25 protein-coding genes and 1 riboswitch are annotated in these 26,561 nt (G+C 72.4%); of the genes, 8 read left to right on the top strand and 17 right to left on the bottom strand.

Translation table 11 applies throughout. The features are described from left to right. Positions 1-46: 46 nt before the first annotated feature. Positions 47-490: a DUF4190 domain-containing protein gene (locus tag ACZ4WQ_RS45675; RefSeq protein WP_398377018.1), complete on the bottom strand. Its 444-nt coding sequence runs from the start codon at positions 488-490 to the stop codon at positions 47-49. Between the two features lie 117 nt (positions 491-607). Between ACZ4WQ_RS45675 and ACZ4WQ_RS45670 the strand changes: the two genes are divergently transcribed. Then, on the top strand, positions 608-1,261 hold the full coding sequence (locus tag ACZ4WQ_RS45670) for an NADAR family protein (RefSeq protein ID WP_311727762.1): 654 nt from the start codon (positions 608-610) through the stop codon (positions 1,259-1,261). Here ACZ4WQ_RS45670 and ACZ4WQ_RS45665 read toward each other — a convergent pair. Then, positions 1,210-1,986 (bottom strand): DUF4190 domain-containing protein, encoded by a 777-nt coding sequence (locus ACZ4WQ_RS45665; protein WP_398377019.1) that lies wholly within the window; start codon positions 1,984-1,986, stop codon positions 1,210-1,212. The two genes, ACZ4WQ_RS45670 and ACZ4WQ_RS45665, sit on opposite strands and share 52 nt — an antisense overlap. Positions 1,987-2,165: 179 nt before the next feature. Here ACZ4WQ_RS45665 and ACZ4WQ_RS45660 point away from each other — a divergent pair, with 179 nt between their 5' ends. Together ACZ4WQ_RS45660 and ACZ4WQ_RS45655 are read left to right on the top strand one after the other, a co-directional pair. After that, positions 2,166-3,188, top strand: a complete 1,023-nt coding sequence (locus tag ACZ4WQ_RS45660; RefSeq protein ID WP_311727764.1) for an adenosine deaminase — start codon at positions 2,166-2,168, stop codon at positions 3,186-3,188. Then, positions 3,185-3,895 (top strand): glycerophosphodiester phosphodiesterase, encoded by a 711-nt coding sequence (locus tag ACZ4WQ_RS45655; protein ID WP_398377021.1) that lies wholly within the window; start codon positions 3,185-3,187, stop codon positions 3,893-3,895. Before ACZ4WQ_RS45660 ends, ACZ4WQ_RS45655 begins: the two co-directional genes overlap by 4 nt. Here the strand turns inward: ACZ4WQ_RS45655 and ACZ4WQ_RS45650 are convergent. Together ACZ4WQ_RS45650 and ACZ4WQ_RS45645 are read right to left on the bottom strand one after the other, a co-directional pair. After that, positions 3,867-4,421, bottom strand: coding sequence for a Uma2 family endonuclease (locus ACZ4WQ_RS45650; protein WP_398377049.1), 555 nt, complete (start codon positions 4,419-4,421; stop codon positions 3,867-3,869). The genes ACZ4WQ_RS45655 and ACZ4WQ_RS45650 overlap by 29 nt on opposite strands. 157 nt (positions 4,422-4,578) lie before the next feature. Further along, complete coding sequence (locus ACZ4WQ_RS45645) at positions 4,579-6,030, bottom strand: gamma-aminobutyraldehyde dehydrogenase (RefSeq protein ID WP_398377022.1); 1,452 nt, start codon at positions 6,028-6,030, stop codon at positions 4,579-4,581. 298 nt (positions 6,031-6,328) lie between these two features. Between ACZ4WQ_RS45645 and ACZ4WQ_RS45640 the strand changes: the two genes are divergently transcribed. The 3 genes from ACZ4WQ_RS45640 to ACZ4WQ_RS45630 all read left to right on the top strand — a co-directional run bounded on the left by ACZ4WQ_RS45640 (position 6,329) and on the right by ACZ4WQ_RS45630 (position 9,546). Then, positions 6,329-7,057, top strand: coding sequence for an ABC transporter ATP-binding protein (locus ACZ4WQ_RS45640; RefSeq protein WP_352133774.1), 729 nt, complete (start codon positions 6,329-6,331; stop codon positions 7,055-7,057). Next, positions 7,039-8,292, top strand: a complete 1,254-nt coding sequence (locus tag ACZ4WQ_RS45635; protein ID WP_398377023.1) for a hypothetical protein — start codon at positions 7,039-7,041, stop codon at positions 8,290-8,292. The genes ACZ4WQ_RS45640 and ACZ4WQ_RS45635 overlap by 19 nt, the downstream gene beginning before the upstream one ends. Positions 8,293-8,403: 111 nt before the next feature. Further along, a complete protein-coding gene (locus tag ACZ4WQ_RS45630; protein ID WP_311727769.1) occupies positions 8,404-9,546 on the top strand; it encodes an SLOG cluster 4 domain-containing protein in 1,143 nt (380 codons plus the stop codon). Positions 9,547-9,626: 80 nt separating this feature from the next. Here ACZ4WQ_RS45630 and ACZ4WQ_RS45625 read toward each other — a convergent pair whose 3' ends face one another. The 3 genes from ACZ4WQ_RS45625 to ACZ4WQ_RS45615 form a co-directional block, all read right to left on the bottom strand. Beyond that, positions 9,627-10,622: an NAD(P)-dependent oxidoreductase gene (locus ACZ4WQ_RS45625; RefSeq protein WP_398377024.1), complete on the bottom strand. Its 996-nt coding sequence runs from the start codon at positions 10,620-10,622 to the stop codon at positions 9,627-9,629. A gap of 76 nt (positions 10,623-10,698) precedes the next feature. Beyond that, on the bottom strand, positions 10,699-11,493 hold the full coding sequence (locus tag ACZ4WQ_RS45620) for a class II aldolase/adducin family protein (RefSeq protein ID WP_311727771.1): 795 nt from the start codon (positions 11,491-11,493) through the stop codon (positions 10,699-10,701). A 42-nt stretch (positions 11,494-11,535) separates the two neighbouring features. Further along, entirely contained in the window at positions 11,536-13,035 is a 1,500-nt protein-coding gene (locus ACZ4WQ_RS45615; RefSeq protein ID WP_398377025.1) for a sodium:solute symporter, read from the bottom strand. Between the two features lie 266 nt (positions 13,036-13,301). Here ACZ4WQ_RS45615 and ACZ4WQ_RS45610 point away from each other — a divergent pair, with 266 nt between their 5' ends. After that, a complete protein-coding gene (locus ACZ4WQ_RS45610; RefSeq protein WP_311727773.1) occupies positions 13,302-14,948 on the top strand; it encodes a PucR family transcriptional regulator ligand-binding domain-containing protein in 1,647 nt (548 codons plus the stop codon). Between the two features lie 41 nt (positions 14,949-14,989). Here the strand turns inward: ACZ4WQ_RS45610 and ACZ4WQ_RS45605 are convergent, their stop codons facing one another. From ACZ4WQ_RS45605 to rpsB, 9 genes are all read right to left on the bottom strand, one after another. Beyond that, positions 14,990-16,021 carry an ABC transporter ATP-binding protein gene (locus tag ACZ4WQ_RS45605; protein WP_311727774.1) on the bottom strand — a complete coding sequence of 344 codons (1,032 nt, stop codon included), beginning with the start codon at positions 16,019-16,021 and terminating at the stop codon, positions 14,990-14,992. Further along, entirely contained in the window at positions 16,021-17,634 is a 1,614-nt protein-coding gene (locus ACZ4WQ_RS45600; protein ID WP_398377026.1) for an ABC transporter permease, read from the bottom strand. Before ACZ4WQ_RS45600 ends, ACZ4WQ_RS45605 begins: the two co-directional genes overlap by 1 nt. A 98-nt stretch (positions 17,635-17,732) precedes the next feature. After that, positions 17,733-18,815 (bottom strand): thiamine ABC transporter substrate binding subunit, encoded by a 1,083-nt coding sequence (locus tag ACZ4WQ_RS45595; protein ID WP_398377027.1) that lies wholly within the window; start codon positions 18,813-18,815, stop codon positions 17,733-17,735. After that, a riboswitch (TPP riboswitch) is annotated at positions 18,810-18,914 on the bottom strand. (Overlaps the previous gene by 6 nt.) Positions 18,915-18,977: 63 nt before the next feature. After that, a complete protein-coding gene (rlmN, locus tag ACZ4WQ_RS45590) occupies positions 18,978-20,084 on the bottom strand; it encodes a dual-specificity RNA methyltransferase RlmN (RefSeq protein WP_311727777.1) in 1,107 nt (368 codons plus the stop codon). Between the two features lie 80 nt (positions 20,085-20,164). Continuing rightward, positions 20,165-21,337, bottom strand: coding sequence for a phosphatidate cytidylyltransferase (locus ACZ4WQ_RS45585; protein WP_311727778.1), 1,173 nt, complete (start codon positions 21,335-21,337; stop codon positions 20,165-20,167). Beyond that, entirely contained in the window at positions 21,337-21,894 is a 558-nt protein-coding gene (gene frr / locus ACZ4WQ_RS45580; protein ID WP_311727779.1) for a ribosome recycling factor, read from the bottom strand. Before frr ends, ACZ4WQ_RS45585 begins: the two co-directional genes overlap by 1 nt. A 104-nt stretch (positions 21,895-21,998) precedes the next feature. Then, complete coding sequence (gene pyrH, locus ACZ4WQ_RS45575) at positions 21,999-22,781, bottom strand: UMP kinase (RefSeq protein WP_065965195.1); 783 nt, start codon at positions 22,779-22,781, stop codon at positions 21,999-22,001. A 169-nt stretch (positions 22,782-22,950) separates the two neighbouring features. After that, positions 22,951-23,787: a translation elongation factor Ts gene (tsf, locus tag ACZ4WQ_RS45570; RefSeq protein ID WP_311727780.1), complete on the bottom strand. Its 837-nt coding sequence runs from the start codon at positions 23,785-23,787 to the stop codon at positions 22,951-22,953. Between the two features lie 98 nt (positions 23,788-23,885). After that, positions 23,886-24,794 carry a 30S ribosomal protein S2 gene (rpsB, locus tag ACZ4WQ_RS45565; RefSeq protein ID WP_361186617.1) on the bottom strand — a complete coding sequence of 303 codons (909 nt, stop codon included), beginning with the start codon at positions 24,792-24,794 and terminating at the stop codon, positions 23,886-23,888. 335 nt (positions 24,795-25,129) lie between these two features. Between rpsB and ACZ4WQ_RS45560 the strand changes: the two genes are divergently transcribed. Then, on the top strand, positions 25,130-26,050 hold the full coding sequence (locus ACZ4WQ_RS45560; RefSeq protein ID WP_311727782.1) for a murein hydrolase activator EnvC family protein: 921 nt from the start codon (positions 25,130-25,132) through the stop codon (positions 26,048-26,050). Here the strand turns inward: ACZ4WQ_RS45560 and ACZ4WQ_RS45555 are convergent. Beyond that, positions 26,004-26,561 carry a TetR/AcrR family transcriptional regulator gene (locus ACZ4WQ_RS45555; RefSeq protein WP_311727844.1) on the bottom strand — a complete coding sequence of 186 codons (558 nt, stop codon included), beginning with the start codon at positions 26,559-26,561 and terminating at the stop codon, positions 26,004-26,006. The two genes, ACZ4WQ_RS45560 and ACZ4WQ_RS45555, sit on opposite strands and share 47 nt — an antisense overlap.

Here is a 26,561-nt window from a genome sequence, read left to right as displayed (position 1 = left end):
CATCGGGGCGGCGCCGACGTCACCGCTTTCGGTCCCCGGGACCCGACTAGAAGATGGAGTCCAGTGCGGCGTCGAGGGCCATCAGGTAGATGGCGGGGACGACCATGCCGATGATTCCGCAGACCAGGCCCGCGGTGGCCGACCCGGCGTTGCTGGCCTCGCCGCGGCCCACCTTGCCCTTGCCGATGGCGCCGAAGATGATCGCGAGGATGCCCAGGATGATGGCGAAGAACCACAGGAAGTAGGTGATCCCGCACACCAGCCCGACGATGCCGCAGACCAGCGCGGCGGTCCCCATGCCGTTGCTCTGCTGCATGGGCATCCCGGCGGCCCCGGCGGCCCCCGGGTAGACGGGCGGCGCGGCGGGGTAGCCGGCCCCGGGGTAGTACTGGGGCTGGCCGGGCGGCTGAGTGGGCGGTTGGACGGGTGGCTGGGGCGCACCGTACTGGTTCGGGTCGTATGGGCCGGGCTGTGGGTTGGCTGCGGACATGAGTTGTCTCCCCTCCTGATGAAGTGCCGTGCAATGTTATGGGCTGACGGAACTACAAGCACAAGCCGTTACGGCAGCTCATCACGTGCTGTCGGTGGCGGATGCGAGAATCCGGGCATGGAGACGAACGGGGATACGGATTCGGTTTCGGGTTCGGTTTCGGATTCGGTTTCGGATTCGGCGCACGGGGGGCCGCGTTCGGTGGCGGAGCTGACCGAGCGGGTGGAGCGTGGCGAGCGCTTCAAGTACGTGTGGTTCTGGGGGCATCGGCCGCCGCGTGGCGGGGGCGTGGGTCCCGGGTGTTTCAGCCAGTGGTGGCCCTCGGAGTTCGTCGTCGACGGCGTCCGGTACGCCACGGCAGAGCACTGGATGATGGCGGGCAAGGCCCGGCTGTTCGGCGACGCGGAAGCGGAACGGCGGGCGCTGGAGGCGGTCCATCCCAAGCAGGCCAAGGACGCGGGCCGTTCGGTGCTCGGCTTCGACGAGGCGGAGTGGGAGCGACACCGCTTCGAGCTGGTGGTCCAGGGCAGCGTCCACAAGTTCGGCGCCGATCCGCGGCTGCGCGAGTACCTGCTGGGGACGGGGGCGCGGGTGCTGGCGGAGGCCAGCCCGCTGGACCGTGTCTGGGGCATCGGCCTGGCGGCGGACGACGAGCGGGCCCAGGACCCGGCCCGCTGGCGCGGGCTGAATCTGCTGGGCTTCGCGCTGATGGAGGCCCGTCAGCGACTGTCGGCCGGAGAGTACACGGCCACGGCGGCCGCATCGGAGTAGCCGGGTCCGCCTGCGTCCGGGTCGTAGTCGTCCGTCGCGTTATAGACGAAGATGATCACGACGCTCGCGACCACGGCGACCACCCCGAGGATGAGTCCGGCCAGGGCCTGTCCGCCGTTGTCGGCCTCGCCGCGCGCGGCCTTGGCGCGGCCGAGCACCCCGAAGATGATCGCGAGCACGCCGAGGATGATGCCGAAGACGATGCTGAAGAAGAGGACGGCGCCGACGATGCCCAGCACCAGGGCGGCCGTGCCGTTGCCGTTGTCGGGGGCAAAGGGCGCGGGCCCGTAGGCCGGGCCTGGATAGCCGTAGCCCGGGTAGCCGGGGTAGGCGGGCTGTGCTCCGTACGGGGGCTGACCGTAACCGGGCTGGCCATAGCCGGGCTGACCGTAGCCGGTGGTCGTGTACGGGCCCGCCCCGTACGGCCCGGGCTGGGGCTGGTAGGCGCTCGGCGTGCCGGGGCCGGTCGGCGCCGGGGGCGGCGGGGGTACCGCGCCGGGCCCCATCACCGGGCTCGGCGGCGGGACGGGGGGCGCTCCCGGCAGCGGCGCGCCCGGCACGGGCGGTGGTCCCGGCAGCGGCGACGCGCCCACCGACGGTGCGGCCGGCGAAGGCGTGGCGGTCGGCTTGTCCAGCGGCACCCGCTGCTCCGGCGGGGCCCACGGATCGCTCTCGCGCGGCTCCGGGCGCGGCGGCTGTCCGGAATGCTCAGGCTGGTCGGCCATGCTCTCCCCCCAGGTGATGTCCGCCCATGCTACGGCCTGTGCCCGGCCCGTGTAGCGGCCCGGACCGGGCCCCGCCGCGGCCTGTACCCAGCCCCCGACCCGGCCTGTGCCGACCCCGGGCGGGCACCCGATTACGATGACCGGAGCCCGTCTCAGCCGGCCGCCTCCCGGAGGATCCGTTGACCGATCTCACCACCTTCATCGCCGGTCTCCCCAAGGCGGAGCTGCATGTGCACCATGTCGGCTCGGCGTCCCCGCGCATCGTGGCCGAGCTCGCCGCCCGCCACCCCGACTCCAAGGTCCCCACCGACCCCGAGGCGCTCGCCGACTATTTCGTCTTCCGCGACTTCGCGCACTTCATCCAGGTCTACCTCTCCGTCGTCGACCTCGTGCGCGACGCCGACGACGTACGGCTGCTCACCTACGAGATAGCCCGCGACATGGCCCGGCAGAACATCCGCTACGCCGAACTGACCGTCACCCCGTACAGCTCGACGCGGCGCGGCATCCCTGACGTCGCCTTCGTCGAGGCGATCGAGGACGCCCGCAAGGCCGCGGAGACCGAGCTGGGCACCGTGCTGCGCTGGTGCTTCGACATCCCCGGCGAGGCGGGGCTCGAGTCCGCCGAGGAGACCGCCCGCATCGCCTGTGACCTGGGCCCGGCGGGCCTGGTCGGCTTCGGCCTCGGCGGGCCCGAGATCGGTGTGCCGCGCCCGCAGTTCAAGCCGTACTTCGACCGCGCCATCGCGGCCGGGCTGCACAGCGTCCCGCACGCGGGCGAGACCACCGGCCCCGAGACCATCTGGGACGCGCTCACCGAGCTGCGCGCCGAGCGCATCGGCCACGGCACCAGCGCCACCCGCGACCCGAAGCTGCTCGCACACCTCGCCGAGCGCCGGATCCCGCTCGAGGTGTGCCCCACCTCCAACATCGCCACCCGCGCGGTCGCCACGCTGGACGAGCACCCGCTGAGGGAGATGGTCGAGGCCGGGGTGCTGGTGACCATCAACAGCGACGATCCGCCCATGTTCGGCACGGACCTCAACACCGAGTACGCGGTGGCGGCCCGGCTGCTGGACCTGGACGCGGCGGGGGTCGCGGCCCTCGCGAAGAACGCGGTCGAGGCGTCCTTCATGGAACCGGCGGACAAGGCGCGGCTGTCGGCCGAGATCGACGGCTACACGGCGGCCGCGGGCCGATGACCGCATCGGCCACGGCGTGCACGGCGGTCGGCCACCGCGGCGACCCGTATGTGTGCCGCGAGAACACCCTGGCCTCGATCCGCTCCGCGGTGCTCGCGGGGGCCGGTGCCGTGGAGATCGATGTGCGGCTGACCGAGGACGGCGTCCCGATGCTGCTCCATGACGCGACCCTCAAGCGGCTGTGGGGGCACGACCGCCCCCTCGCCGCGCTGACCGGCAACGAGGTGCGGCGGCTCACCGGCGGCGGTGTCCCCTTTCTGCGGGACGCCCTCGCCGCAGCCGACTCGACCCGCGTGATGATCGACCTCCCCGACGCCTCGGCCGCGCACTGCGCCGTCACCGAGGTCCACGAGTCCGGGGCGGCCGACCGCGCCTACTACTGCGGCGGTCCGGCGGCCATGTACGCCGTGCGCGGCGAGGACCCGGACGCCGAGATCGCCCTGACCTGGACCACGCTGACCCCGCCCCGCCCGACGCTGCTCGCCGAGCTGCGCCCCCGCTGGCTCAACTACCGCTTCGGGCTGATCTCCCCGGAGCTGGTCGCCCGCGACCACGCCGCCGGGCTGCTGGTCTCCGCCTGGACCGCCGACACCCGGCGGTCCATGGCGCGGCTGCTGCACGCGGGCGTCGACTCGATCACGACCAACCGGATCGGGGCGCTCTGTGCGCTGCTGGGTGTCAGTCGCGGGAAAACTCGTCCGTGGTGAGGGTGAGCCCGACGACCGTGCCCGTCAAGTCGATCGGTTCGCCGAAGGCGACCGTCAGTTCGCTCAGATACTCGCTCCCCTTGGGGTGCGTGTAGAGGTGGCACCTGCCGGTGTACGGATCGGCGATCAGGTACACGGGCACCTCGGCCTCGGCGTACACCGCCTTCTTGTCGCCGTAATCGTTGGCGGCCGTCGACTTGGAGATGACCTCGAGGACGAACTCCATATCCTCGGGCCTGCACCGGCCCTTGTCGTCCGCCTTCGCGTCCTCCTTCAGGGCGACCAGGTCTGGACAGAGGCCGTTGAGGTCCGGGAAGTCGAACCGGACGTCCGATGCCAGGCGCTTCCTCGCATACTGGGCACGCAACTGCTCATAGACAGCGCTGATCGTGTCCCAGTGATTCCTCCGCTGCGGCGACATGAAGATGGCCCCCTTGACGATCTCGACCTTGTAGCCCTCGGGGACTGGCATCTGCTCCAGCCGCTCGAACAAGTCGTCCAGAGTCAGCTCTCCGCTGTCGGCCATCTCGATCCTGTCGGTCAGTACAACCCTGTCGGTCAGCTCGATGGTCACGGCCGTGCTCCTCCCCGCCGCGCTTCGGGTGCGGGGCCGTGCGGTGTAACGATAGGCACGGTTCCCAGGACACGGCGGGCGCGTACCGGGAACCGTGCCGTCCAAGGCGTCAGCCCAGCGAGGTCATCACGTGCTTGATCCGCGTGTAGTCCTCGAACCCGTACGCCGACAGGTCCTTGCCGTAGCCGGACTTCTTGAAGCCGCCGTGCGGCATCTCGGCGACCAGCGGGATGTGGGTGTTGATCCACACGCAGCCGAAGTCCAGGGCCTTGGACATCCGCATCGCGCGCGCGTGGTCCCTGGTCCACACCGACGACGCCAGCGCGTACTCCACGCCGTTGGCGAAGGACACGGCCTGGGCCTCGTCGGTGAAGGGCTGGACGGTGATGACCGGGCCGAAGACCTCCTTCTGGATGATCTCGTCCTCCTGCCTGAGCCCCGAGACAACAGTGGGCGCGTAGAAGAAGCCCTTCTCGCCGACGCGGTGGCCGCCCGCCTCGACCTTGGCGTGTGCGGGCAGCCGCTCGATGAAGCCGCTGACCTGCGCCAGCTGGTTGGCGTTGTTGAGCGGGCCGTACAGCACGTCCTCGTCGTCGGGGGCGCCGGTCCTGGTGTCCGCGGCGGCCTTGGCCAGGGCGGCCACGAACTCGTCGTGGATCGACTCGTGGACCAGTACGCGGGTGGCCGCCGTGCAGTCCTGGCCGGCGTTGAAGAAGCCCGCGACCGAGATGTCCTCGACGGCCTTGGCGATGTCGGTGTCCTCGAAGACCACGACGGGCGCCTTGCCGCCGAGCTCCAGGTGGACCCGCTTGATGTCCTTCGAGGCGCTCTCGGCGACCTGCATACCGGCCCGGACCGAGCCGGTGATCGAGGCCATGGCGGGCACGGAGTGCTCGACCATCAGCCGGCCGGTCTCGCGGTCGCCGCAGATGACGTTGAAGACGCCGCGCGGGTGGCCCAGCTCCGTCAGCACCTCGCCGATGATCTCGGCGATCAGCACGGTGGAGGCGGGGGTGGTGTCGGAGGGCTTGAGGACGACGGTGTTGCCCGCCGCCAGCGCCGGCGCGAACTTCCACACGGCCATCATCATCGGGTAGTTCCAGGGCGCGACCTGCGCGCACACCCCGATCGGCTCACGCCGGACGATCGAGGTCAGCCCGTCCATGTACTCGCCGGCCGAGCGCCCCTCCAGCATCCGCGCCGCGCCCGCGAAGAAGCGGATCTGGTCGATCATGGGCGGGATCTCCTCGCTCGCGGTGAGGGCGAGCGGCTTGCCGGTGTTCTCGGACTCGACGGCCACCATGTCCCCGGCGCGCGCCTCGAAGGCGTCGGCGATCTTGAGCAGCGCCTTCTGGCGCTCGCCCGGGACCAGGTCGCGCCAGGCCGGGAAGGCGGCCGCGGCGGCGGCCATGGCGGCGTCCACGTCGGCCTGGCCGGAGAGCGGCGCCGTCGCGTAGGGCTCGCCCGTGGTGGGGTTGACCACCTGCGTGGTCCGCCCGTCCGCGGCGTCCCGGAACTCTCCGTCGATGTAGTTGCGCAGACGACGCAGTTCGGTGGTCACGTGCCACCCCTCCCTGTCAGGTGTCCGATGGGTGAGACACCCACAGTAGTCCGCGGGCCTGCGCACCACCGAGAGGTTCGGCGAGGGCCTCGGTCACATCAGGGCTCCGGGGCGCGGCCCATCCCACCGGTACCGGGCGGACAGAGGGCTGATCGGAGGAAATGACAGCGTGCCCGCGCCGAGCCTGGGCGCGCGCAGGAGGCGGAGTCCTTACCGTGCCAGTGACCCATTGGCCCTGCGCTCGTTCACCCAACCGGGGGAACAGACGGACGACCGCAGCTGAGGCGAGGTGCTTCGTATGGTGGCTCCGCCGGACAACGACGTGCTCTGGACACGCACCCTGACGTACGCCTACGGCGGGTCGCCCGCGCTCGCCGATGTCTCCATCGGCGCCCGCGACGGCGAGATCCTGGCCGTGACCGGACCGCGCGGCTGCGGCAAGACCACCCTGCTCAAGTGCCTGTCGGGCCTGCTCGTCCCGGACCACGGGGAGGTGTGGTTCAACAGCGCCCCCGTGCACACCCTCTCCCCGCTCGGCCGCGAACAGCTGCGCCGCGACCACTTCGCGTGGGTCGACACCGAGCCCCGGCTCATCCCCGAGCTCACCGCCTGGGAGAACGCCGCGCTGCCACTGATGCTGCGCGGGGCCGGGCGGCGCGAGGCCAAGAGCGCCGCGCACGAGTGGCTCGACCGGCTCGACGTCGGCGACTGCGCCCGGCGGCGCCCCGCCGCCCTCCTCCAGGCGCAGCGTCAGCGGGTCGCGATCGCCCGCGCGCTGGCCTCCGCGCCCGCCGTGCTGTTCGCCGACGAACCCACCGCCCCGCTGCACAGCGCCGACCGCGCCCAGGTGCTGCGCACCCTGACCACGGCGGCCCGCTCGCACGGCATCACGGTGCTCCTGGCCACCCATGACGAGGAGGTGGCCACCCTCGCGGACCGCACCGTGGCGCTGCTGGACGGCCGCCGCGTGGGCGCGGCCCACTCCTCCGAGGCCGAGGGCAGGTCGGCGTGCTCAGTCTCCGCCTAGCCCGCGGCGCCCGGCCCCTGGCGCTGCTGCGGCGGTCGCTGGTCGCGACCGCGGCGGCGGGCACGGGCTTTCTGCTGCTGTGCACCCTGGGATACGCGGCCGGACACCCCGACCAGACCGACGGAGCGGTCGTGCGGCTGTTGTGGTGCGCGGTGCCGCTGGCCGCCATGGCCCAGCTCGCGGTCGCGGTGGCGCGGGCCGACCCGAGCGTGCCGTTCGGCTCGGCCTTCGCGGCGGCCGGGGGCGGCCCGGCCAGGTCCGCCCAGCTCTCGGCCGCCTCGGCCGCCCTGTCGTGCTCGCTGGGCTGTGTGCCGGCGCTGCTGCTCTTCCTCCAGCTCCGCGGCGATCTGGGCGGCTCATGGCTGCTGTGGGCCGATGGCGCGAGCGGGAGGGCGAGCGGCCCGCTCGGCGCCGGGCATCCGCTGCCGTGGGCCGCGATGGTCACGCTGCTTGCCGTCGTACCGGCGGTGGCGGCCGCGGCCTGCGCGGTCCGGCTGTGGCCCCGGGGAGCGCAGCGGGCGCGGGGCGCGCGGGCGGGCGGGCGGGCGCGGGCGAGGGGCGCGGAGGAAGGCCCGCGCGGCGCCGCGCCGCCGGACCACGCGTCCCGGCGGCTGCCCTGGGGCATCGCGCTGATCGCGGCGGGAATCGCGCTGGAGGCGTACACGAACAGTATGGACAGCGGCCCGCCTCCTCCGCCCGAGGCGCTGCTGCCGCTGCCCGGCGGGCTCGGGGGCAGCCCGCCCGGCGTGGTGGGCGGCTGGGTGCTGACGGCGGTCGGCCTGGTGCTGGCCGGGCCCGGCCTCACCCATCTGTGCGGGAGGTTGTTGTCCGCCGGGCGTCCGGGCCCGCTGCGGCTGCTGGCCGGGCGGGTGTTGCAGCAGGAGGCGGGGCGCCTGGGGCACTCGGTGGGCGTGCTGTGCGCCGTCGCCGCCGGCGCGTACGCCGCGGTCGCGCTCTACGGCAGCGGCGCCGGGCCGTCGGGTACCCGCCCCTTCGGCCCGCTCACCGGCCTGGGCGCCGCGCTGATCATGATGTGCGCCACCGCCTCGGCCCTCACCGCGGCGCTCGAGGCGAAGAGCGCGCGGGGCAGGACGACGGACGCGCTGCGGCGCCTGGGCGCGTCCCTGCGGCTGCTGCGGAGCGCCGCGGCGCTGCGCGGGGTGGCGCTTCTGGTCCTGCTGACGCCGCTGACCTGGGCGGTCGCCGAGCTGAGCACGCTTCCGTTCGACCACTGACCCCCGCTCCGGGCGCGACGTTCACCGTCCGAGCCGGCCGGGTTCCCGGCCGCTCTCGCCGGCTCACCTGCGGGACGGGACCGCGCGTACCGCCGCCAGTAGCATGGCGCCGTGCTGACCGACGACGCTTCCACCGCCGCCCAAGACCCGTGCCCCGACCGGGAGATCGAGTCCCTGCGGGAGTTCGACGAGGTTGTGGCGCGCGGCACCCTGGCCGGTTACCGCGTCCAGTCCGTCGACCTGACGGGCCGTACGCGGGCGCTGCTCGACACGGACACCGCCGAGGCGGTCTTCCTCGGCTGCCCGATGGAGCCGGAGGCCGCCGCGAAGGTGCGGGCCGGGGGCGCGCTGGTTTTCCCGCCGGTGCCCGGGCTGCCGTTCGACCCCTACCGCGGGACCCTCTACTCGCCCCGGGAGCTGTTCGAGGGGCTGGCGGAGCGGGGGTACGCGGGGACGCCGGACGCCCTCGCGTACGCCTGGTTCCAGCGCACCAAGGCCGACGGCGACATCTTCTCCTCGATGCTGCGCTCCATCCACGACGACGCCGTCTCCGACGCCCTCGACGAACTCCTCGTCGGGGCCCGGGTGGTGGGTGTGATGGGCGGTCACGCCCTGGAGCGCGGGTCCGACGGGTACGCGGGCGCGGCCCGGCTGGGGCGGGCGCTGGCGCGGTCCGGGCTCACGGTCGCCACGGGCGGCGGGCCGGGCGCGATGGAGGCCGCCAACCTGGGCGCGTACGCGGCCCCGTTCGCCGACGAGATGCTGGACGAGTCCCTCGAACTGCTCGCCAAGACCCCCTCTTTCCGGCCGTCCGTCGGCGAGTGGGCCGAGGCGGCCTTCGCGGTGCGCGAGCGCTGGCCGGAGGGCGGCGCGTCGGTGGGCATCCCCACCTGGTTCTACGGGCACGAGCCGCCCGGCGCGTTCGCCTCGCACATAGCGAAGTACTTCGCCAACGCCACCCGCGAGGACGGCCTGCTGGCGCGGTCGAACGCGGGGGTGGTGTTCCTCCCGGGCGCCGCCGGGACCGTGCAGGAGATCTTCGACAACGCGACGCCGAACTACTACGAGTCGCGCGGCGAGCCGACGCCGATGGTGCTCGTGGACCGCGACCACTGGACGCGCCGCCTGCCGACCTGGCCGCTGCTCGAGGCGCTCGCCGAGGGCAGGCCCATGCGGGCCCGGATCGCGCTGGTGGATTCGGTGGACGAGGCTCCGGGCGCGCTCATGTCCCTGGCGGGGTCCCCGGCGGGCTGAGGAGTGGGGGCCGGCATCCGGTACGAGGTGCCCCCGCCCCACTCCCTGACGCGCCCCGATCGGCGACGACGTCTGCGGGGCTACCGCTGACGCCTGTGCGGCGGCTCCGCGACGACGCCGTCCGGACGGCCGCCGGAGAGCACCGCGCCGACCGCGGCGCCGGCCCATGCGTAGGCCCGTCGCTTGGCCTCGTCGGAGTACCAGGCGGCGTGCGGGTTGAGCACCGTGGACTTCAGGGACAGCGCGGGGTCGTCGGCGGCGGGCGGCTCCACGGGCAGTGTGTCCAGCGCGGCGCCCTTCAACTGGCCTGAGTCCAGGGCCGCGGTCAACGCCGCGTGGTCGAGGATCTCGCCGCGGGAGACATTGACCAGGAAGGACCCCGTCGGCATCGCGGCGAGTTCGGCCGCACCGATGAGGTCCGCGGTCTCCGGGGTCAGCGGGATGTGCAGGCTCACCAGGTCGGTTCCGGCCAGCAGGTCGGTCAGGTTCGCCACCCGGCGCACACCGGCCTTCTCGAAGTGCTCCGGTGCGACCTTGGGATCCCAAGCGGAGACCGGCATCGACAGCGCCGCCGCGTGCTCCGCGACGGCCCGCGCGATCCGGCCGAAGCCGACCAGTCCCCAGCGGGTGCCCGCGATCCGCCGTGGCCTCACCCGCTCGACGTCCCAGATCCCGCTTCGGACGTCCCGGTCCAGGTCCACGGTGCCGCGCAGCAGGCCGACACCGAGCGCCAGGGTGTGGTCGGCGACCTCGTTCGTGCAGTAGCCCGCGCTGCTGGTCACCCAGATCCCGGCCGCGCGGGCGGCCTCGACCGGAACGTGGTCGTGGCCGGTGGAGGTCACCGCGATCACCCGCAGATCGGGCAGCAGGGCCAGATCCTCGGCGCTCATCGGCACCTCGGGGCCCACCAGGAGCCCGACGATGCCGGGTCCGTGCGGAATGGCGTCGACCTGGTCCAGCCGCACCTCGGCCTGCGGCAGTGCGTCGCCGAGCGCGGTGCGGACCGCCTCCAGGTCGGCGAAGGGGTCCGCCAGCGCGATGCGGGCCGGGGCGCCTCCGATGTGTTCCGTGCTCATATGCCCTCCTGACGGGCGGCTGCGTTCCGATCGTGCATCAAGGAGCTTCTTCGGCTGTGTCGCCGCTCGCGGCGCGTCAGTCCGAGTAGTCCGGGGCGATTCGCCGCACCAGGCGCAGCAGGGCGGACCAGGCGAGGTCCAGGGCCATCTCGTCGTGGAAGTCGGAGACGTCCTCCGCGTTCAGCTGCTGGGCGGTGTACTCGGCGATCTCGGGCGAGGGCATGGTCAGGGGCGCTCCGGTGGCCTGTGCGGTGGTCTGGATCTCGCAGGCCCTCTCCAGGTAGTACATGCGCAGGAAGGCCTGGGCGGGCGTCTCGCCGACGGTGAGCAGGCCGTGGTTGCGCAGGATCATCACCGGATGGCCGCCGAGGTCCTCGACCAGGCGCTTCTGCTCGTCGAGGTTGAGGGCGACACCCTCGTACTCGTGGTAGCCCACCCGGTTGTAGAACTCCATGTTCATCTGGTTGAGCGGCAGCAGCCCGTCGCGCTGGGCGGCGACCGCGCAGCCTGCCTTGGTGTGGGTGTGCAGCACACAGTGGGCGTCCGGCCTCGCCGCGTGGATCGCGCTGTGGATCACGAAGCCGGCCGGGTTGACGGGGTACGGCGTGTCCTCGACGGGGTTGCCGGCCAGGTCGATCTTCACCAGGTTCGAGGCGGTGATCTCCTCGAAGAGCAGCCCGTAGGGATTGATCAGAAAGTGCTGCTCGGGGCCGGGCAGCCGCACCGAGATATGGGTGAAGATCAGGTCTGTCATCCGGAAGTGGGCGACCAGGCGGTACACGGCTGCCAGCTCGCGGCGCAGCCGGAGCTCCTCGGCGGCGTGGTCGGGGGTCGGCATGGCCGGCGCGAGCGGGGTCGACGCACTGGACATGGAGATGGCTCCTTTCGGGGGATTTCGGGGACGGGGGGGAACTCAGACGGCTGCGGGCGTCGTGGCCTGATCCGACGCGGCCGGGTCCGACGCGGCCGCCTCCGGGCTCTCCCCGGCCAGGCGCCGGTGCCAGGACGCCAGCACGCTGCTGTCGGTCGCCTTGGTGAGGAGACTGACCGCGGTGTACGCGACCAGGCTCACGGCCAGGCCGTAGTAGATCGGCTCGTTGGCGAGTACGCCCTTGTCCAGCATCATCACGATCACCGTCAGGCCGCCTCCGAGCATGGCGGCGAGCGCGCCCTGGAAGTTGCCACGCCTCCAGATCAGGGCACCGAGGATGGGTACCAGGAGGCCGCCGACCAGCAGGTTGTAGGCCACGGTGAGGGCGGCGATCACATCGTCCAGAGCGCACGCGATGGCGATCGAGATCACGCCGAGGACGACGATGGCCAGGCGGTTGGAGCGGACCTCGTCGTGGTCGTCGGCGACGGCCTTCGGGGCGGAGCGGCGCATGAGGGACCTCAGCCGGCCCCCTATGTCGTTGTTGGCGACGGTGGCGGAGGCGATGAGCGCGCCGCTGGCGGTGGACATCATCGCGGACAGCGCGGCAGCCAGGACGAGGCCTCTGACGCCGGTGGGCAGAGCCTGCTTGACGATGGTCGCGAACGCGCTGTCCGCGCTGGCCAGATTGGGGTAGATCGCCTTGGTCGCCATGCCGATGACCGCCCCGGCCGCCGCGTAGAGCAGGCAGTACACGCCGGCGACCGTGCCGCCGTACGAGGCGACCTTGTCGCTGCGGGCGGTGAACACCCGCTGCCAGATGTCCTGGCCGATCAGCATCCCGAAGGTGTAGATCAGGACGTAGGTGAAGATGGTCTCGCCGCCGATGGACATCGGCGAGAGGTAGCCGGACGGCAGCTTGTCCGCCATTTCCGCGAAGCCGCCCGCCTTCACCACGGCGATGGGCAGCAGCAGGAGGAGCACGCCGATGCTCTTGACGACGAACTGCACCATGTCGGTGAGGGTGATGGACCACATGCCGCCCAGGGCGGAGTAGCCGACGACGATCGAGCCGCCGATGACCACCGCGGCCCAGCGCGGTACGTCGAACAGCACGTCGAAGACGCTGGCGTAGGCGATGGTGGAGGTGACCGCGAGCATCAGGGTGTAGACCCACATCACCACGCCGGAGATGATGCTCGCCGCGTCCCCGTAGCGCAGTGACAGCATCTCGGCGACGGTGTAGACGCGCAGCCGGGCGATCCTGGCGGAGAAGGCGATGCTCAGGGCGAGCAGGCCGATGCCGATCGCGATGACCATCCACGCCCCGGAGATGCCGTAGGTGTAGCCGAGACGCACCCCGCCGATGGTGGAGGCGCCGCCGAGGACGACGGCGGCCATGGTGCCGGTGTACATCAGGGGGCCGAGCCGGCGGCCGGCGACCAGGAAATCGCTCTTGGAGGCGGCGCGCCTCTTGCCCCACCAACCGACTCCTACGATGCCTAGCAGGTACCCGATCATCACTGTGTAGTCGATGGCCATGGAGTCCTCCGGTCAGGTATGGGCCGTGGCGCGGGACGGCGGGGCCACGGCTCACTGGTAAGAAGGCGGGCATGACAGCGTCGTCGCTGTTCAGGGGGGTGGCGGGGCGCCCGTTCGAGGACGGACCTGCCGCGGGATCAGGCGCTTCGGTCGCCTGCCCTCCGCTTCGCAGGAGCGTATCCGCGCACCACCGAGGAAATAAGTGCAGAATTCATCCATCATCCACTCGCCCAATGGATGATTCCGCACCCGTGAAGGAGCCCGCCGTGATATCAGCCGACCCGCCGAGGGGTCCCTGGCACACACCGGCCCCGGGGACGCCGACCGTTCCGCTCAGCGTTCTGCTCGCCGACCCCGGTCTCGGGCTGAAGCGCATCGCGGGACCGGACGAGGACCGTTTCGTCGAACAGGTGGGGACCACCGAGCTGGCGGACCCGACGCCGTACCTGATAGGCGGCGAACTGCTCCTCACCGCCGGATCGCTCCTGCCCCGGACCTCCGAGGGCATCGACGACTACGTCCGCCGGGTCGTCGAAGCGGGTACGGTCGCGCTGGGCTTCGGCATCGTCCCGGTCTACGAGGAAGTCCCGCCGGACCTGATAGCCGCCTGCGACCGGCACGACCTGCCGCTGCTGCTGGTTCCGAAGGACGTCCCCTTCGTCGCGGTGGCCCGCGCCACCCACTCCGCCATGGCGGAGGCGCGCACCCATGATCTGCGCCTGGTCTCCGAGGCTCAGTCCGCACTCGCGTCCGCCGCCGCCCGCCCGGATGCCCTCGCGGCCGTGCTGCACCAGCTCTCCGTCCACCTCGGCGTCTGGGCCGTGCTGCTCGACGGCAACGGCGCCGAACTTCTGGCCGCCGGTACGCGGCCCGCCGCCCAGGTCACGCGTCAGTTGTGTGAGCTGGCCGCGCGCACCGCGGCCCGGCAGCCCTCCGCGCCTCATGACCGCACGCCGGCGCCTGGGTCTCGGCCGCCCACGGCGGCCGCCCAGCACCACGCGGGGATCCACCTGACCGTCCACACCGTCCCCGGCGGTGACACGACCGGGCCCCTGGCCCTCGGCCTGGTCGCCGCCTCCCGGCCCACCCCGGTGCACCGGTCCGTGACCGGCACGGCGATCGTGCTGCTCTCCCTGCTCACCAACCCCCGGCACGCGCTGGGCGGCGACACCCGCACCGCCGGCGCCGTGGTGAGGCTGCTGCTCGGCGGCGCCCCCGCCGAGATCGCGCCCATGCTGCTGCCCGCCGACGCGCCGGACGACGCCGCCTGGACCGTGGTGCACGGCCGGCCCGCCCGGTCGGCACGCGGCCCCGGCGCACAGCCCGGCGGCGACCCGGTCCACCTGGCGGCGCTGGGCACCGCACTGGGCACCCCGTATCTCGACCTGGCCGGCCCGGTGCTGCGCGCCCTCATCCCCTGGTCGGCCCGTGCCCAGCCCACAGAATCCGCCGACGCCGCCCGGCTCGGCTGGCACCTGGGCTTCAGCGCCCCGGTGGGAACAGCCGACCTTCCCGTCGCCGACACCCAGGCCGAGCGGGCGCTGCGCCGCGCCGTGGCCTCCGGCCTGCCGACGGTGCATCACCGCACCGTGGAACAGAGCGTGCACAGCATCGTCGCGCCCCGCGAGGCGAAGGCACTCGCCCGCGCACGCTTCGCGCCGCTCGACCGCGCCCCGGCGCCAGGGCCCGCCGTCCTCATGGAAACGCTGCGCACCTGGCTGTCCCAGTACGGCAGCTGGGACCGCACCGCCGCGGCGCTCGGACTCCACCGCAATACGGTGCGTCAACGCATCAGCCGCGTCTCGGAGTTGCTCGACGTCGACCTCCAGGACCCCGAAGTCCGCATGGAGCTCTGGTTCGCCCTCCACTGGTTGCCGGGCGAACGCTCCTCCCTGGATCACGGCCAGGGCTGAGGGCCTGGTCATCCGGTCCCCGGCCGCGCGCCGCGGGGCCGTCAGCCGCCCGCGCCCAGCACCACCACGTCGTCCGCGTCGAACGCGACGCCGACCCGCTCCCCCTCACCGGGCGCGTCCCGCAGCGCGCACGCCGCCTCCAGGCGCGGCGCGCCCCCGGGCTGGAGGACGAGCGCCACGCGGTCGCCACGGAAGGTGCGCGCGGTCACCGTGCAGGGCAGCCCCTGCTCGGGCGAGGTGAGCCGCACTCCGGCCGGGCGGACCAGCAGCCGGCACGGCCCCGGCGGGGTGCCGTCCGGGACGGGCAGCTTGCCCCAGCGGGTGTCGGCGCTCTCGCCGTTCACGACGGCCTCGACCACATTGTCGAAGCCGAGGAAGCGGGCGACGAACTCGTCGGCGGGCCGCTGCCACACCTCCAGCGGGGTGCCGGTCTGCGCGATGCGCCCGCCGTCCATCACCACCACCCGGTCCGCGAGCGCGAAGGCCTCCCCCTGGTCGTGGGTGACCGCGAGCACCGTCGTCCCCAGCTCGCCGAAGAGCTGGCGCAGTTCGACCACCAGCCGCTCCCGCAGCCCCCGGTCGAGCTGCCCCAGCGGCTCGTCCAGCATCAGCACCGTGGGCCGCGGGGCCAGGGCGCGGGCCAGCGCGACCCGCTGCTGCTCGCCGCCGGACAGCGAGGCGACCGCGCGCCGCTGCGCGCCCGGCAGGCCGACCAGCTCCAGCAGCTCGGCGACCCGGCGCTCCGCCTCGGCGCGCGCCACGTTGCGCATCCGCAGCCCGAAGGCGACGTTGCCGCCCACGTCGCGCTGCGGGAAGAGCTGGTGGTCCTGGAACATCAGGCCCACGCCGCGCCGGTGGGTGGGCACCCCCGACTGGTCCCGGCCGGCCAGCCACACCCGGCCGGTGTGGGCCCGCTCCAGGCCCGCGACCACGCGCAGCAGCGTGGACTTGCCGCCGCCGCTCGGCCCCAGCACCGACACCGTCTCGTGCTCGGCGACCTCCAGGTCCACGGCGTCGAGCGCCGTGCGCTCGCCGTAGCGGACCGTCACCTCGTCCAGTCGCAGCAGCGTCATCAGAACTCCCCCGAACGGTCGGTGCGAATCCGCTCCAGGAGCAGCAGGGAGCCCGCGCACACCAGCATCAGAATCGTGCTCAGGGCCATGGCCTGGCCGTAGTTGAGCTGCCCGGCCCGGCCGAGGAAGCGGGCGACGGCCACCGGGAGGGTCGGGGAGTCGGGCCGCGCGATGAACACCGTCGCCCCGAACTCGCCGAGCGAGACGGCGAACGCGAACCCCGCCGCGACCCCGAGGGCCCGCGCGACCAGCGGCAGATCCACCTCCCGCCAGGCCCGCAGCGGGGACGCGCCGAGCACGGCCGCCGCCTCCCGCAGCCGGTGGTCCACCGCGCGCAGCACGGGCAGCATGGTCCGTACGACGAAGGGCACGCCCACCAGGGCCTGGGCGAGCGGTACGAGGATCCATGAGGCGCGCAGGTCCAGCGGGGGCTCGTCCAGGGCGATGAGGAAGCCGAAGCCGACGGTGACGGCGGAGGTGCCGAGCGGCAGCATCAGCAGCGCGTCGAAGCCCCGCACCAGCCGCCCCGATTTTCTGGTGAGCGCGGCCGCCGCCAAACCGCCCACCACGACCGCGAAGACGGTCGCCACGGCGGCGTAGCGCAGGGAGTTCCAGACGGCGTCCATAGGGGCGACGAAAAACGTCCCGCCGCTGTCCGCCGCGGACTGGAGTGCGCGGTAGTAGTCGAGTCCGTAGCCGCCGGGGGCGTCCAGGGACCGCTCGACCAGGACTCCGAGCGGCAGCAGGATCAGCAGCGCCACGACGGCGAGCACGCCCCACAGCAGCGCCCATTGGGCCGCGCCCTGGGGGCGGCGCGCGGTCTGTTCGGGGTCGACCAGCTTCAGGGCGCCCTCGCGGCGCCGCACGGTCCACGCGTGCAGGGCCAGGACGGCGGCCACCGCCGCGAACTGGAGCAGGGTCAGCACGGCGGCCGTCGGCAGGTCGAGCAGCTGGGCGGTCTCCCGGTAGATCGCGACCTCCAGGGTGGCGTACCGCGGGCCGCCGAGGATCTGGACGACGCCGAAGGAGGTGAAGGTGAACAGGAAGACCATCAGGGCGGCGGCCGCCACGGCGGGCGCCAGCGCGGGCAGTGTCACCCGCCGCCACGCGGCCAGGCGGCTCGCGCCGAGCACCCGCGCGGCCTCCTCCTGACGCGGGTCGAGCTGCGCCCACAGCCCGCCGACGGTCCGTACGACCACCGCGTAGTTGAAGAAGACATGCGCGAGGAGGATCGCCCAGACGGTGGTGTCCAGGCGCACCCCCCACAGCCCGTCCAGCAGCCCGCCCTGGCCGAGCAGGGCCAGGAACGCGGAGCCCGCGACGACGGTCGGCAGCACGAAGGGGACGGTCACCACGGCGCGCAGCAGCCGCTTGCCGGGGAAGGCGAAGCGGGCGAAGACATACGCGCCGGGCAGCGCGACCGCCAGCGTCAGGGCGGTGGAGGCGGCCGCCTGCCAGCCGGTGAACCACAGGATGTCCAGGACCGCCGGATCGGTGAGCACCTCGCCGAACCGGCCCAGCCGCCACTGGCCGTCGACGCGCAGCCCGCGGGCGACGATGGCGGCCACCGGGTAGATGAAGAACAGCGCGAAGAACGCGGCGGGCACGGCCATCAGAGCCAGCCGCAGCGTCGTCCCGCGGAGGTTCGAGCGCCGCGGCCCGGGGCGCGCCCCGGGTTCCCCCGGTGTCTTGGCGGGAGGCTCGGGCCGCTTTACAGGACGAGCGAGGACCATGCCTTGACCCACTGGTCACGGTTCTTGGCGATCTTCTGCGGGGCCAGGGTGGCCGAGTCGGCGATCTTCGCGCCGTACTGCGTGAACAGCTCAGGCAGCTTGGCGTCCTCGCGGGCCGGGTTCACGTACATGTTGAGCGGCACGTCCTCCTGGAACGTCTTGCTCAGCAGGAAGTCCAGCAGCGCCTTGCCGCCCTTGGTATTGGACGCGCCCTTCAACAGGCCCGCGAATTCCACCTGGCGGAAGCAGGTTCCCGTCGCGACCCCTGTAGGGGCCTGCGCGGGGCGCGGCTTGGCGTCGACGACCTCGGCGGGCGGGCTGGAGGCGTACGAGACGACCAGCGGCCGGTCGCCCTTGGCGCCGCCCGCCGAGCCCGAGAACCGGTCGTAGTACGCCTGCTCCCAGCCGTCGACGACCTCGACGCCGTTGGCCCTGAGCTTCTTCCAGTAGTCCTGCCAGCCGTCGTCACCGTACCGGGCGGCGGTGCCCAGCAGGAAGGCGAGCCCGGGAGAGGAGGTGGCCGCGTTCTCGGTGACCAGGAGGTTCTTGTACGCGGGCTTGGTCAGGTCGTCGAAGGTCTTCGGCGGGGCCAGCTTCTTGTCGGCGAAGTACTTGCGGTCGTAGTTGATGCAGATGTCGCCGTAGTCGACCGGGGTGACGCGGTGCGAGGCCTGGTCGAGCTGGAGGGCCGCCGGGACCTTGTCCAGGCCCTTGGCCCGGTAGGGGGTGAACAGGTCGTTGTCGAGCGCGCGGGAGAGCAGGGTGTTGTCGACACCGAAGAAGACGTCGCCCTGGGGGTGCGACTTGGACAGGATCGCCTGGTTGACCGCCGCCCCGGCGTCGCCGCCGGCCTGCACCCGCACCTTGTAGCCGGTCTGCCGGGTGAACTCTTTGAGCACGGCCTTCGACGCGGCGAACGAGTCGTGCGAGACCAGCGTCACGGTCTTGGAGCCGGAGCCGCCGGAGGAGCCGGAGGAGTCCTCGCCGCAGGCGACGAGGGTGGTGAGGCCGAGCGAGCCGAAGAGGGCGGCGACGACGGCATGCCGAAGACGGCGGTTCATATGAGGCTGACTCCCTACGCCGGTATGACCCGGATCAGGTCCGAGGGTCTGCGGCTGAGCCGCACTCTCAGCGCTGTTCGCGCTCCCCTGTCGGAATGTTCACTTGTACGAGATGCCGCGTGTGTGCACGCGGTGGTGCCAGGGCACCGTATCAGCAGCGCCTCAGCGCTCGGCCGCCGCCAACTGTCCGCACGCCCCGTCGATCTCCTGCCCCCGGGTGTCCCGCACGGTCACGGGCACGCCGTGTGCCTCCAGGGCGGCCACGAACGCCTTCTCGTCCTCGGGCCGGGACGCGGTCCACTTGGAGCCGGGCGTGGGGTTGAGCGGGATCAGATTGACGTGCACCCGGCGGCCCTTGAGCAGCCGGCCCAGCAGGTCGGCCCGCCATGCCTGGTCGTTGATGTCCCTGATCAGGGCGTACTCGATGGAGACGCGGCGGCCCGACTTCTCCGCGTACTCCCACGCCGCGTCCAGGACCTCGCGGACCTTCCAGCGGGTGTTGACCGGGACGAGGGTGTCGCGCAGCTCGTCGTCGGGCGCGTGCAGCGACACCGCGAGACGGCACTTGAAGCCCTCGTCGGCGAAGCGCAGCATCGCCGGGACCAGCCCCACGGTCGAGACGGTGATGCCGCGCTGGGACAGCCCGAGGCCGTCCGGCTCCGGGTCGGTCAGCCTGCGGATGGCACCGACGACGCGGTTGTAGTTGGCGAGTGGCTCGCCCATGCCCATGAAGACGATGTTGGACAGCCGCGCGGGCCCGCCCGGGATCTCTCCGTCCCGCAGCGCCCGCATCCCGTCGACGATCTGGTGCACGATCTCGGCGGTGGACAGATTGCGGTCCAGGCCCGCCTGGCCGGTGGCGCAGAAGGGGCAGTTCATGCCGCAGCCCGCCTGGGAGCTGATGCACATGGTGACCCGATCCGGGTAGCGCATCAGCACGGACTCCACGAGCGTGCCGTCGAAGAGCCGCCACAGGGTCTTGCGGGTGGTGTCGTCGTCGCAGCTGATGTGGCGCACCACGCTCATCAGGTCCGGCAGCAGCTCGGCCGCCAGCTTCTCGCGCGCGGCGGCCGGGATGTCGGTCCACTGGGCCGGATCGTGGGTGTAGCGGGCGAAGTAGTGGCGCGAAACCTGGCCGGCGCGGAAGGGCTTCTCGCCGAGGGCGGCGACGGCCTCGCGGCGCTCGGCGGGCGTGAGGTCGGCGAGATGCCGCGGGGGCCTCTTGGCTCCGCGCGGCGCGACAAAGGTGAGTTCTCCGGGCTTGGGCATGGTCTCACCAGTGTCGCAGACGTGCGTACGGCCTCGCGCCACACGTGGTGCGAGGCCGTACGGACGGGGTGACGGGCCGGTCAGCCGCCGCCTACGAAGATCACCATCAGCAGCCAGACCACGGGGGCGGTGGGCAGCAGGGAGTCCAGCCGATCCATGATCCCGCCGTGCCCCGGCAGCAGCCTGCCCATGTCCTTGATGCCCAGGTCACGCTTGATCATGGACTCGCCGAGGTCGCCGAGGGTCGCGCTGACCGCGACGGCGAGCCCGAGCAGCAGCCCCTGCCACCACGCGCCGCCCTTGATCAGGTACTGCATGGACAGCGCGCCCGCGACCATCGCGAAGGCGATCGCGCCGAGCAGCCCCTCCCGGGTCTTGCCGGGGCTGATGCGCGGTGCGAGCTTGTGGCGGCCGAAGCGCCAGCCGACCGCGTACGCGCCGGTGTCGCTGACCACGGTCAGCAACAGGAAGACCAGCACCCGCCGCGGCCCGTCGTCGGCCGCGAGCATGAGGGCGACGAAGGTGGCCAGGAACGGGACGTAGAAGGCCGCGAAGACGCCGGCGGTGACGTCCCTGAGGTAGTTCTCGGGCGGCTCGGTCATCCGCCATACGAGCACGGCCAGGGCGGTCAGCGACACGGCCACCCACGCGCCCTCCGCGCCGCGCACGTAACCGGCGACCACCATGGCGACGCCGCCCACGGCGAGCGGCACCAGCGGGACGCGGATGTCCTTGCGCTCGGCCAGCCGCGAGGTCAGCTCCCACAGCCCGATGACCACCGCGACCGCCAGGACGCCGACGAACACCGGCTTGTAGATGAACAGCGAGGCGACGACCACTACGCCGAGGCCGACGCCCACCCCTATCGCGGCGGGCAGATTGCGGCCCGCGCTCTTCTTGGTGCTCCCCGTGCCGCCGGGCTGGGCGGCGTCCGACGGCGGGGTGCCGGGGCCGTCCGGGGGCGTGGGCGGGGGCGCGGCGGGGGGCCGCGGACCGCGCTCCGGCTCCCGGTCGTCGCGGAACAGGGGACCGCTCAGCCGAGCGGCCCCCCGATCACGGTCGGCGGCATCCCGAGGGTCTCCGCCTGCGTGGGGCACGGTGGGCATGGGCCGAGTCTGCGCCGCCTCGCCCACGTCGTGCGCGGGACCCGCCGGGACCGGGCGCACCTCGCCGCGAAGCGAGGGAGAGGGCCCCTGGTCGGCCGGTCCCCAGAGGCGGGGCCTCGGTGGAGCCCCCCAGGATGAGTCGTTCATCAGACCTCGAGAAGCTCGGCTTCCTTGTGCTTGAGCAGCTCATCCACCTGCGCGACATACTTCGCGGTGGTGTCGTCGAGCTCCTTCTCGGCGCGGCGGCCCTCGTCCTCGCCGACCTCGCCGTCCTTGATGAGCTTGTCGATGGACTCCTTGGCCTTGCGGCGGACGCTGCGGATCGAGATCTTCGCGTCCTCCCCCTTGCCCTTGGCGACCTTGATGAACTCCTTGCGGCGCTGCTCGGTGAGCTCGGGGAACACCACTCGGATGATGTTGCCGTCATTGCTCGGGTTGACGCCCAGATCGGAGTCGCGGATCGCCTGCTCGATGTTGCGCAGCGCGCTCTTGTCGAACGGTGTCACCACGGCCATGCGCGGTTCCGGCACCGAGAACGACGCCAGCTGGTTGATCGGCGTCATCGCCCCGTAGTAGTCCGCCACGATCTTGTTGAACATCGCCGGGTGCGCACGCCCGGTGCGGATCGCGGCGAAGTCCTCCTTGGCGACCACAACGGCCTTCTCCATCTTCTCCTCGGCCTCGAGGAGGATCTCTTCGATCACCACTTGCTCCTGGTGTTATCAGTAAGCAGAGCCTCGCCCCTGCGTGCGTCTTCTCCTGCACGGTGTCCGACCGGCAGGCCGTTGTCCATCCCCCGTATGAGCCGTCAGGCCCGGGAGCCCTGGTCGCTCACGAGCGTGCCGATCTTCTCACCCTTCACCGCACGCGCGATGTTTCCTTCGGCGAGAAGCTCGAAGACGAGGATCGGCAGTTTGTTGTCGCGGCAGAGCGTGATGGCGGTGGCGTCGGCGACCTTGAGGTCACGGGTGATCACCTCGCCGTACTCCAGGGCGTCGAACTTCACCGCGTCCGGGTTCCGGGCGGGGTCGGAGTCGTACACCCCGTCCACCCCGTTCTTACCCATGAGCAGGGCCTCGGCGTGGATCTCCAGGGCGCGCTGGGCCGCGGTGGTGTCCGTGGAGAAGTACGGCATGCCCATGCCCGCGCCGAAGATGACCACGCGCCCCTTCTCCAGATGGCGCACCGCACGCAGCGGAATGTACGGCTCCGCAACCTGGCCCATGGTGATGGCGGTCTGGACGCGGGAGTCGATGCCCTCCTTCTCCAGGAAGTCCTGGAGGGCGAGGCAGTTCATGACCGTGCCGAGCATGCCCATGTAGTCCGAGCGGGCCCGGTCCATGCCCCGCTGCTGCAGCTCGGCGCCGCGGAAGAAGTTGCCGCCACCGATGACGATGGCGATCTCCGCGCCGTCCCGGACGACCGCGGCGACCTCGCGGGCGATGGCGTGCACGACGTCCGGGTCGACCCCGAGTCCCCCGCCCCCGGCGAACGCCTCGCCGGAGAGCTTCAGCAGGAACCGACGGCGTTTGACCCTGCCCTGAGCGTTCTTCTCGTCGGCGGCCTGTCCGGCGCCCGCGCCCTGATTCATTGGAGATCTCCTCGTGCACATACGAAGAAGGCCACTGCCGGACGGGTCCTTGTTCGACCTCTGCGGCAATGGCCTCCTCGTCACATCTGCGGCCGACCGGTTGACGGTTGGCTGCCTACGACCCTATCGGGGTCGCCGGTCATTCGCTGCTCGGCTCGGACGCCGACGCTCAGACGCCCACGCGGAAGCGCGCGAAGCCCTTGAGCGTGACACCGGCCTCGTCCAGGATCTTCTGGACGGTCTTCTTGTTGTCCTTGGCGAACGGCTGGTCCACCAGGACGTTCTCCTTGAAGAAGCCGGTGACGCGACCCTCGACGATCTTCGGCAGGGCGGCCTCGGGCTTGCCCTCCTCGCGGGCGGTGGCCTCGGCCACGCGGCGCTCGTTCTCGACGGCCTCGGCCGAGATCTCGTCACGGCTCAGGAACTTCGGCGCGAACGCGGCGATGTGCTGCGCGATGTCCTTGGCGACCGTGGCGTCTTCCTTGTCCAGCTCGACCAGCACACCGACCTGCGGCGGCAGGTCCGGCATGGTGCGGTGCATGTACGCGGCGACGTAACCGCCGGAGAGCTGCGCGAAGCGGTCCAGGACGATCTTCTCGCCGAGCGTCGCGTTGGCCTCGTCGACGTACGCCTGGACGGTCTTGCCGGGCTCGATCTCGGAGGCGAGCAGGGCCTCCAGGTCGGCCGGGGAGGTCTTGGCGACGTGGGCGGCGATGGCGTTGGCGGCGGCGATGAACTTGTCGCCCTTGGCGACGAAGTCGGTCTCGCACTTCAGCTCGACCAGCACACCGGAGGAGTTGTCGTCCGCGATGAGGGAGACGACGGCGCCGTTCTCGGCACTGCGGCCCTCGCGCTTGGCCACGCCCTTCTGGCCCTTGACGCGCAGGACCTCGACGGCCTTGTCGACGCTGCCCTCGGCCTCGTCCAGCGCCTTCTTGCAGTCCATCATGCCGGCGCCGGTGAGCTCACGGAGCTTCTTGACGTCAGCGGCGGTGAAGTTCGCCATGATCTGTGAATCTCTTCTCGAAAGTCGAAAGCTCTACGGGGGAACGGCGGGGGTGGTGCCCAGGCACCCTCCCCCGCCGTCACACGTGGTCCGAGTGATCAGGCCTGCTCGGCGTCCGCGGCCGGGGCCTCGGCGGGCTGCTCAGCCGCGGCCTCGGCGGGCTGCTCGGCCTGGGCCTCGGCGGGCTGCTCGGCCTCGGCGGGCTTGGCCGCCTCGGGCTCGTCGGCCTTCTTCTCACCCTCCAGCAGGTCGCGCTCCCACTCGGCGAGCGGCTCACCGGCGGCCTTGTCGGCCTTCTGGTCACCGGTGGCGGCACCGGAACGGGCGATGAGGCCCTCGGCGACCGCGTCGGCGATCACGCGGGTGAGCAGGGTGACCGAACGGATCGCGTCGTCGTTGCCCGGGATCTTGTAGTCGACCTCGTCCGGGTCGCAGTTGGTGTCGAGGATCGCGACAACCGGGATGCGGAGCTTGCGCGCCTCGCCGACGGCGATGTGCTCCTTCTTGGTGTCGACGATCCAGACGGCGCTCGGCACCTTCTGCATCTCGCGGATACCGCCGAGGGTCTTCTCCAGCTTGGCCTTCTCGCGCGAGAGGACCAGCAGCTCCTTCTTGGTGAGGCCGGAGGCGGCCACGTCCTCGAAGTCGATCTGCTCGAGCTCCTTGAGGCGCTGAAGGCGCTTGTAGACGGTCGAGAAGTTGGTGAGCATGCCGCCCAGCCAGCGCTGGTTGACGTACGGCATGCCGACGCGGGTCGCCTGCTCGGCGATCGCCTCCTGCGCCTGCTTCTTCGTGCCGACGAACATGATGGAACCGCCGTGGGCGACGGTCTCCTTGACGAACTCGTAGGCGCGGTCGATGTACGACAGCGACTGGAGCAGGTCAATGATGTAGATGCCGTTGCGCTCGGTGAAGATGAAACGCTTCATCTTCGGGTTCCAGCGGCGGGTCTGGTGCCCGAAGTGGACGCCGCTCTCCAGCAGCTCCCGCATCGTGACGACGGCCATGGCCGTACTCCTTGAAGTGCTCGGTTCCACGGCGGCCGGGCGGCCGCCGCGCCTGACGCCCCGGCGCGTCTGCCACGGGCGGCGCCCTTGCGGAGGGCTCGACCGAGGACCGAGGGACGCGGCCGCCGTGCTGTCCGAGGGGACCGATGCGTGGATCAATGCCGATCGGAGTGCCGGTGGCGGGGCGTGCGAAGTCGATCCGGTGACCCGGATCGCCACAAGAAGTGTACGGGACCCGTGCGGTGCCGGGTGACGGCGATATCCACAACCCGTGAGTAGTCCCCAGATCGTGTCCATGATCCACACGAATCGGGCGACCGCGTCACCGTGTTTCCATGCGACCGCACACCGGAGCCCCAGCCCCCTGCCCGCCCCCGCCGACCCCGCGGCTGACCTCGCTGTTCGTGGTCCTGTCCGGCCTGATCGCACTGCTGCTGCCCTGGCCCGCGGCGACGGCGGCGGGGCCTGCCGGGGCCGGGGCGCCGGCTGGGGCGTCTGGCGGGGCCGCGCCGGGCCGTGACGGGCGGGTCTGGCCGGTGGAGTACGAGGCGGGCGCGGGCAGACCGACGGTGCTGCGGGGCTGGGAGCCGCCGCCCGCGCCCTGGGCGGCGGGCCACCGCGGGGTGGATCTGGCGGCCCGCACCGGCCGGCCGGTGCGGGCGGTGGCCGCGGGCCGGGTGTCCTTCGCAGGGCCGGTCGCGGGGCGCGGGGTGCTCGCCATCGAGCTGCCGGGCACCGGCCGCCCGCCGCTGCGCACGACATACGAGCCGGTGCGGGCGGTGGTGGCCGAGGGTGAGCGGGTGCGGGCCGGACAGGTGGTGGGCGTCCTGGGCGCGGGCCCCTTCCACTGCCCGTCCGGCTGTCTGCACTGGGGGCTGCGCGGCGGGGACCGCTATCTGGACCCGCTGTCCCTGCTCGACCCGTCGATGCGCGGCCACGGCCCCTCGCGGCTGCTGCCGGTCTTCGGAGTGCCGGAGGGAGCGGGAGCGCGGGAGGGACCAGGACCACGGGAGCGAGCGGGCGTCACCGCCGCGCCGCGCACGGCCGGCGACCGCGCGCCCCTCACCCGGACCGCGGGGGCCGCGGGCCCCTTCCACCGCTCGCCCGGTCCCGGGGAGCTGGCCCCGTCCGCCGCGCTGGCCGCCGCGGCGGCCTGGGCCGGCGCGCGCCTGCGCCGCGCGGCGCCCGGCGCGGGCCGGGTGGTGTCCGTCAGGGGCACACCCCGCGCAGGGCCATGGCGACGGCGGCCTCCGTGACCTGCCCGGGGTCCTCGGCGGCGCCCAGCTCGATCCGGCGGACCGCGGCGTCCACGACGCCTTGCAGCAGCACCGCGGTCAGCCGCGGCTGCTCGTGGCCGAGCTCGCCGAGGGCCTGGACGACCATGGCGATCAGCCCGCCGTGCGCGGCCCGGATCTTCTCGCGGGCGCCCGCGTCCAGCTCCCCGGCCGAGATCGCCACGACCGCCCGGTGGCGGCGGTCGCCGACCAGCGCCAGCTGCTGTCGCACATAGGCCTCGATCTTCGCCTCGGGCGAGTCGGCGCGCTCCATGGCCGCCTCGACCTCGGCGGCCCAGACCGGGAAGTCCACCGCGCACAGCTCCTCGACCACGGCCGCGCGGGAGCGGAAGTACTCATAGACGGAGGACCGCGCGAGGCCCGTGCGCTCGGCGAGGGCGGGGAAGGTCAAGGCTTCCGTACCGCCTTCGGACAGCAGGGTGCGGGCGGCGTCCAACAGGGCGCCGCGCTGCATCGTCCGGTGCTCGGCCAC

The sequence above is a fragment of the Streptomyces sp. NPDC028305 genome (assembly GCF_055569495.1).
This window is presented reverse-complemented; position numbering and strand designations above follow the sequence as displayed.

Bases quoted from the DNA above. Each gene is read 5' to 3' on its own strand.
- rpsB (WP_361186617.1), bottom strand. From the start codon at position 24,794: ATGGCCGTCGTCACGATGCGGGAGCTGCTGGAGAGCGGCGTCCACTTC.
- ACZ4WQ_RS45600 (WP_398377026.1), bottom strand. From the start codon at position 17,634: ATGGCCGTGCCCGCCGCGTTCTTCGCGCTGTTCTTCATCTACCCGGTG.
- ACZ4WQ_RS45615 (WP_398377025.1), bottom strand. From the start codon at position 13,035: ATGGCCATCGACTACACAGTGATGATCGGGTACCTGCTAGGCATCGTA.
- tsf (WP_311727780.1), bottom strand. From the start codon at position 23,787: ATGGCGAACTTCACCGCCGCTGACGTCAAGAAGCTCCGTGAGCTCACC.
- rlmN (WP_311727777.1), bottom strand. From the start codon at position 20,084: ATGCCCAAGCCCGGAGAACTCACCTTTGTCGCGCCGCGCGGAGCCAAG.
- ACZ4WQ_RS45620 (WP_311727771.1), bottom strand. From the start codon at position 11,493: ATGTCCAGTGCGTCGACCCCGCTCGCGCCGGCCATGCCGACCCCCGAC.
- ACZ4WQ_RS45625 (WP_398377024.1), bottom strand. From the start codon at position 10,622: ATGAGCACGGAACACATCGGAGGCGCCCCGGCCCGCATCGCGCTGGCG.
- ACZ4WQ_RS45585 (WP_311727778.1), bottom strand. From the start codon at position 21,337: ATGAACGACTCATCCTGGGGGGCTCCACCGAGGCCCCGCCTCTGGGGA.
- ACZ4WQ_RS45670 (WP_311727762.1), top strand. From the start codon at position 608: ATGGAGACGAACGGGGATACGGATTCGGTTTCGGGTTCGGTTTCGGAT.
- ACZ4WQ_RS45560 (WP_311727782.1), top strand. From the start codon at position 25,130: ATGCGACCGCACACCGGAGCCCCAGCCCCCTGCCCGCCCCCGCCGACC.
- ACZ4WQ_RS45595 (WP_398377027.1), bottom strand. From the start codon at position 18,815: ATGAACCGCCGTCTTCGGCATGCCGTCGTCGCCGCCCTCTTCGGCTCG.
- ACZ4WQ_RS45675 (WP_398377018.1), bottom strand. From the start codon at position 490: ATGTCCGCAGCCAACCCACAGCCCGGCCCATACGACCCGAACCAGTAC.
- ACZ4WQ_RS45655 (WP_398377021.1), top strand. From the start codon at position 3,185: ATGACCGCATCGGCCACGGCGTGCACGGCGGTCGGCCACCGCGGCGAC.
- ACZ4WQ_RS45665 (WP_398377019.1), bottom strand. From the start codon at position 1,986: ATGGCCGACCAGCCTGAGCATTCCGGACAGCCGCCGCGCCCGGAGCCG.
- ACZ4WQ_RS45640 (WP_352133774.1), top strand. From the start codon at position 6,329: ATGGTGGCTCCGCCGGACAACGACGTGCTCTGGACACGCACCCTGACG.
- pyrH (WP_065965195.1), bottom strand. From the start codon at position 22,781: ATGAATCAGGGCGCGGGCGCCGGACAGGCCGCCGACGAGAAGAACGCT.
- ACZ4WQ_RS45605 (WP_311727774.1), bottom strand. From the start codon at position 16,021: ATGACGCTGCTGCGACTGGACGAGGTGACGGTCCGCTACGGCGAGCGC.
- ACZ4WQ_RS45650 (WP_398377049.1), bottom strand. From the start codon at position 4,421: ATGGCCGACAGCGGAGAGCTGACTCTGGACGACTTGTTCGAGCGGCTG.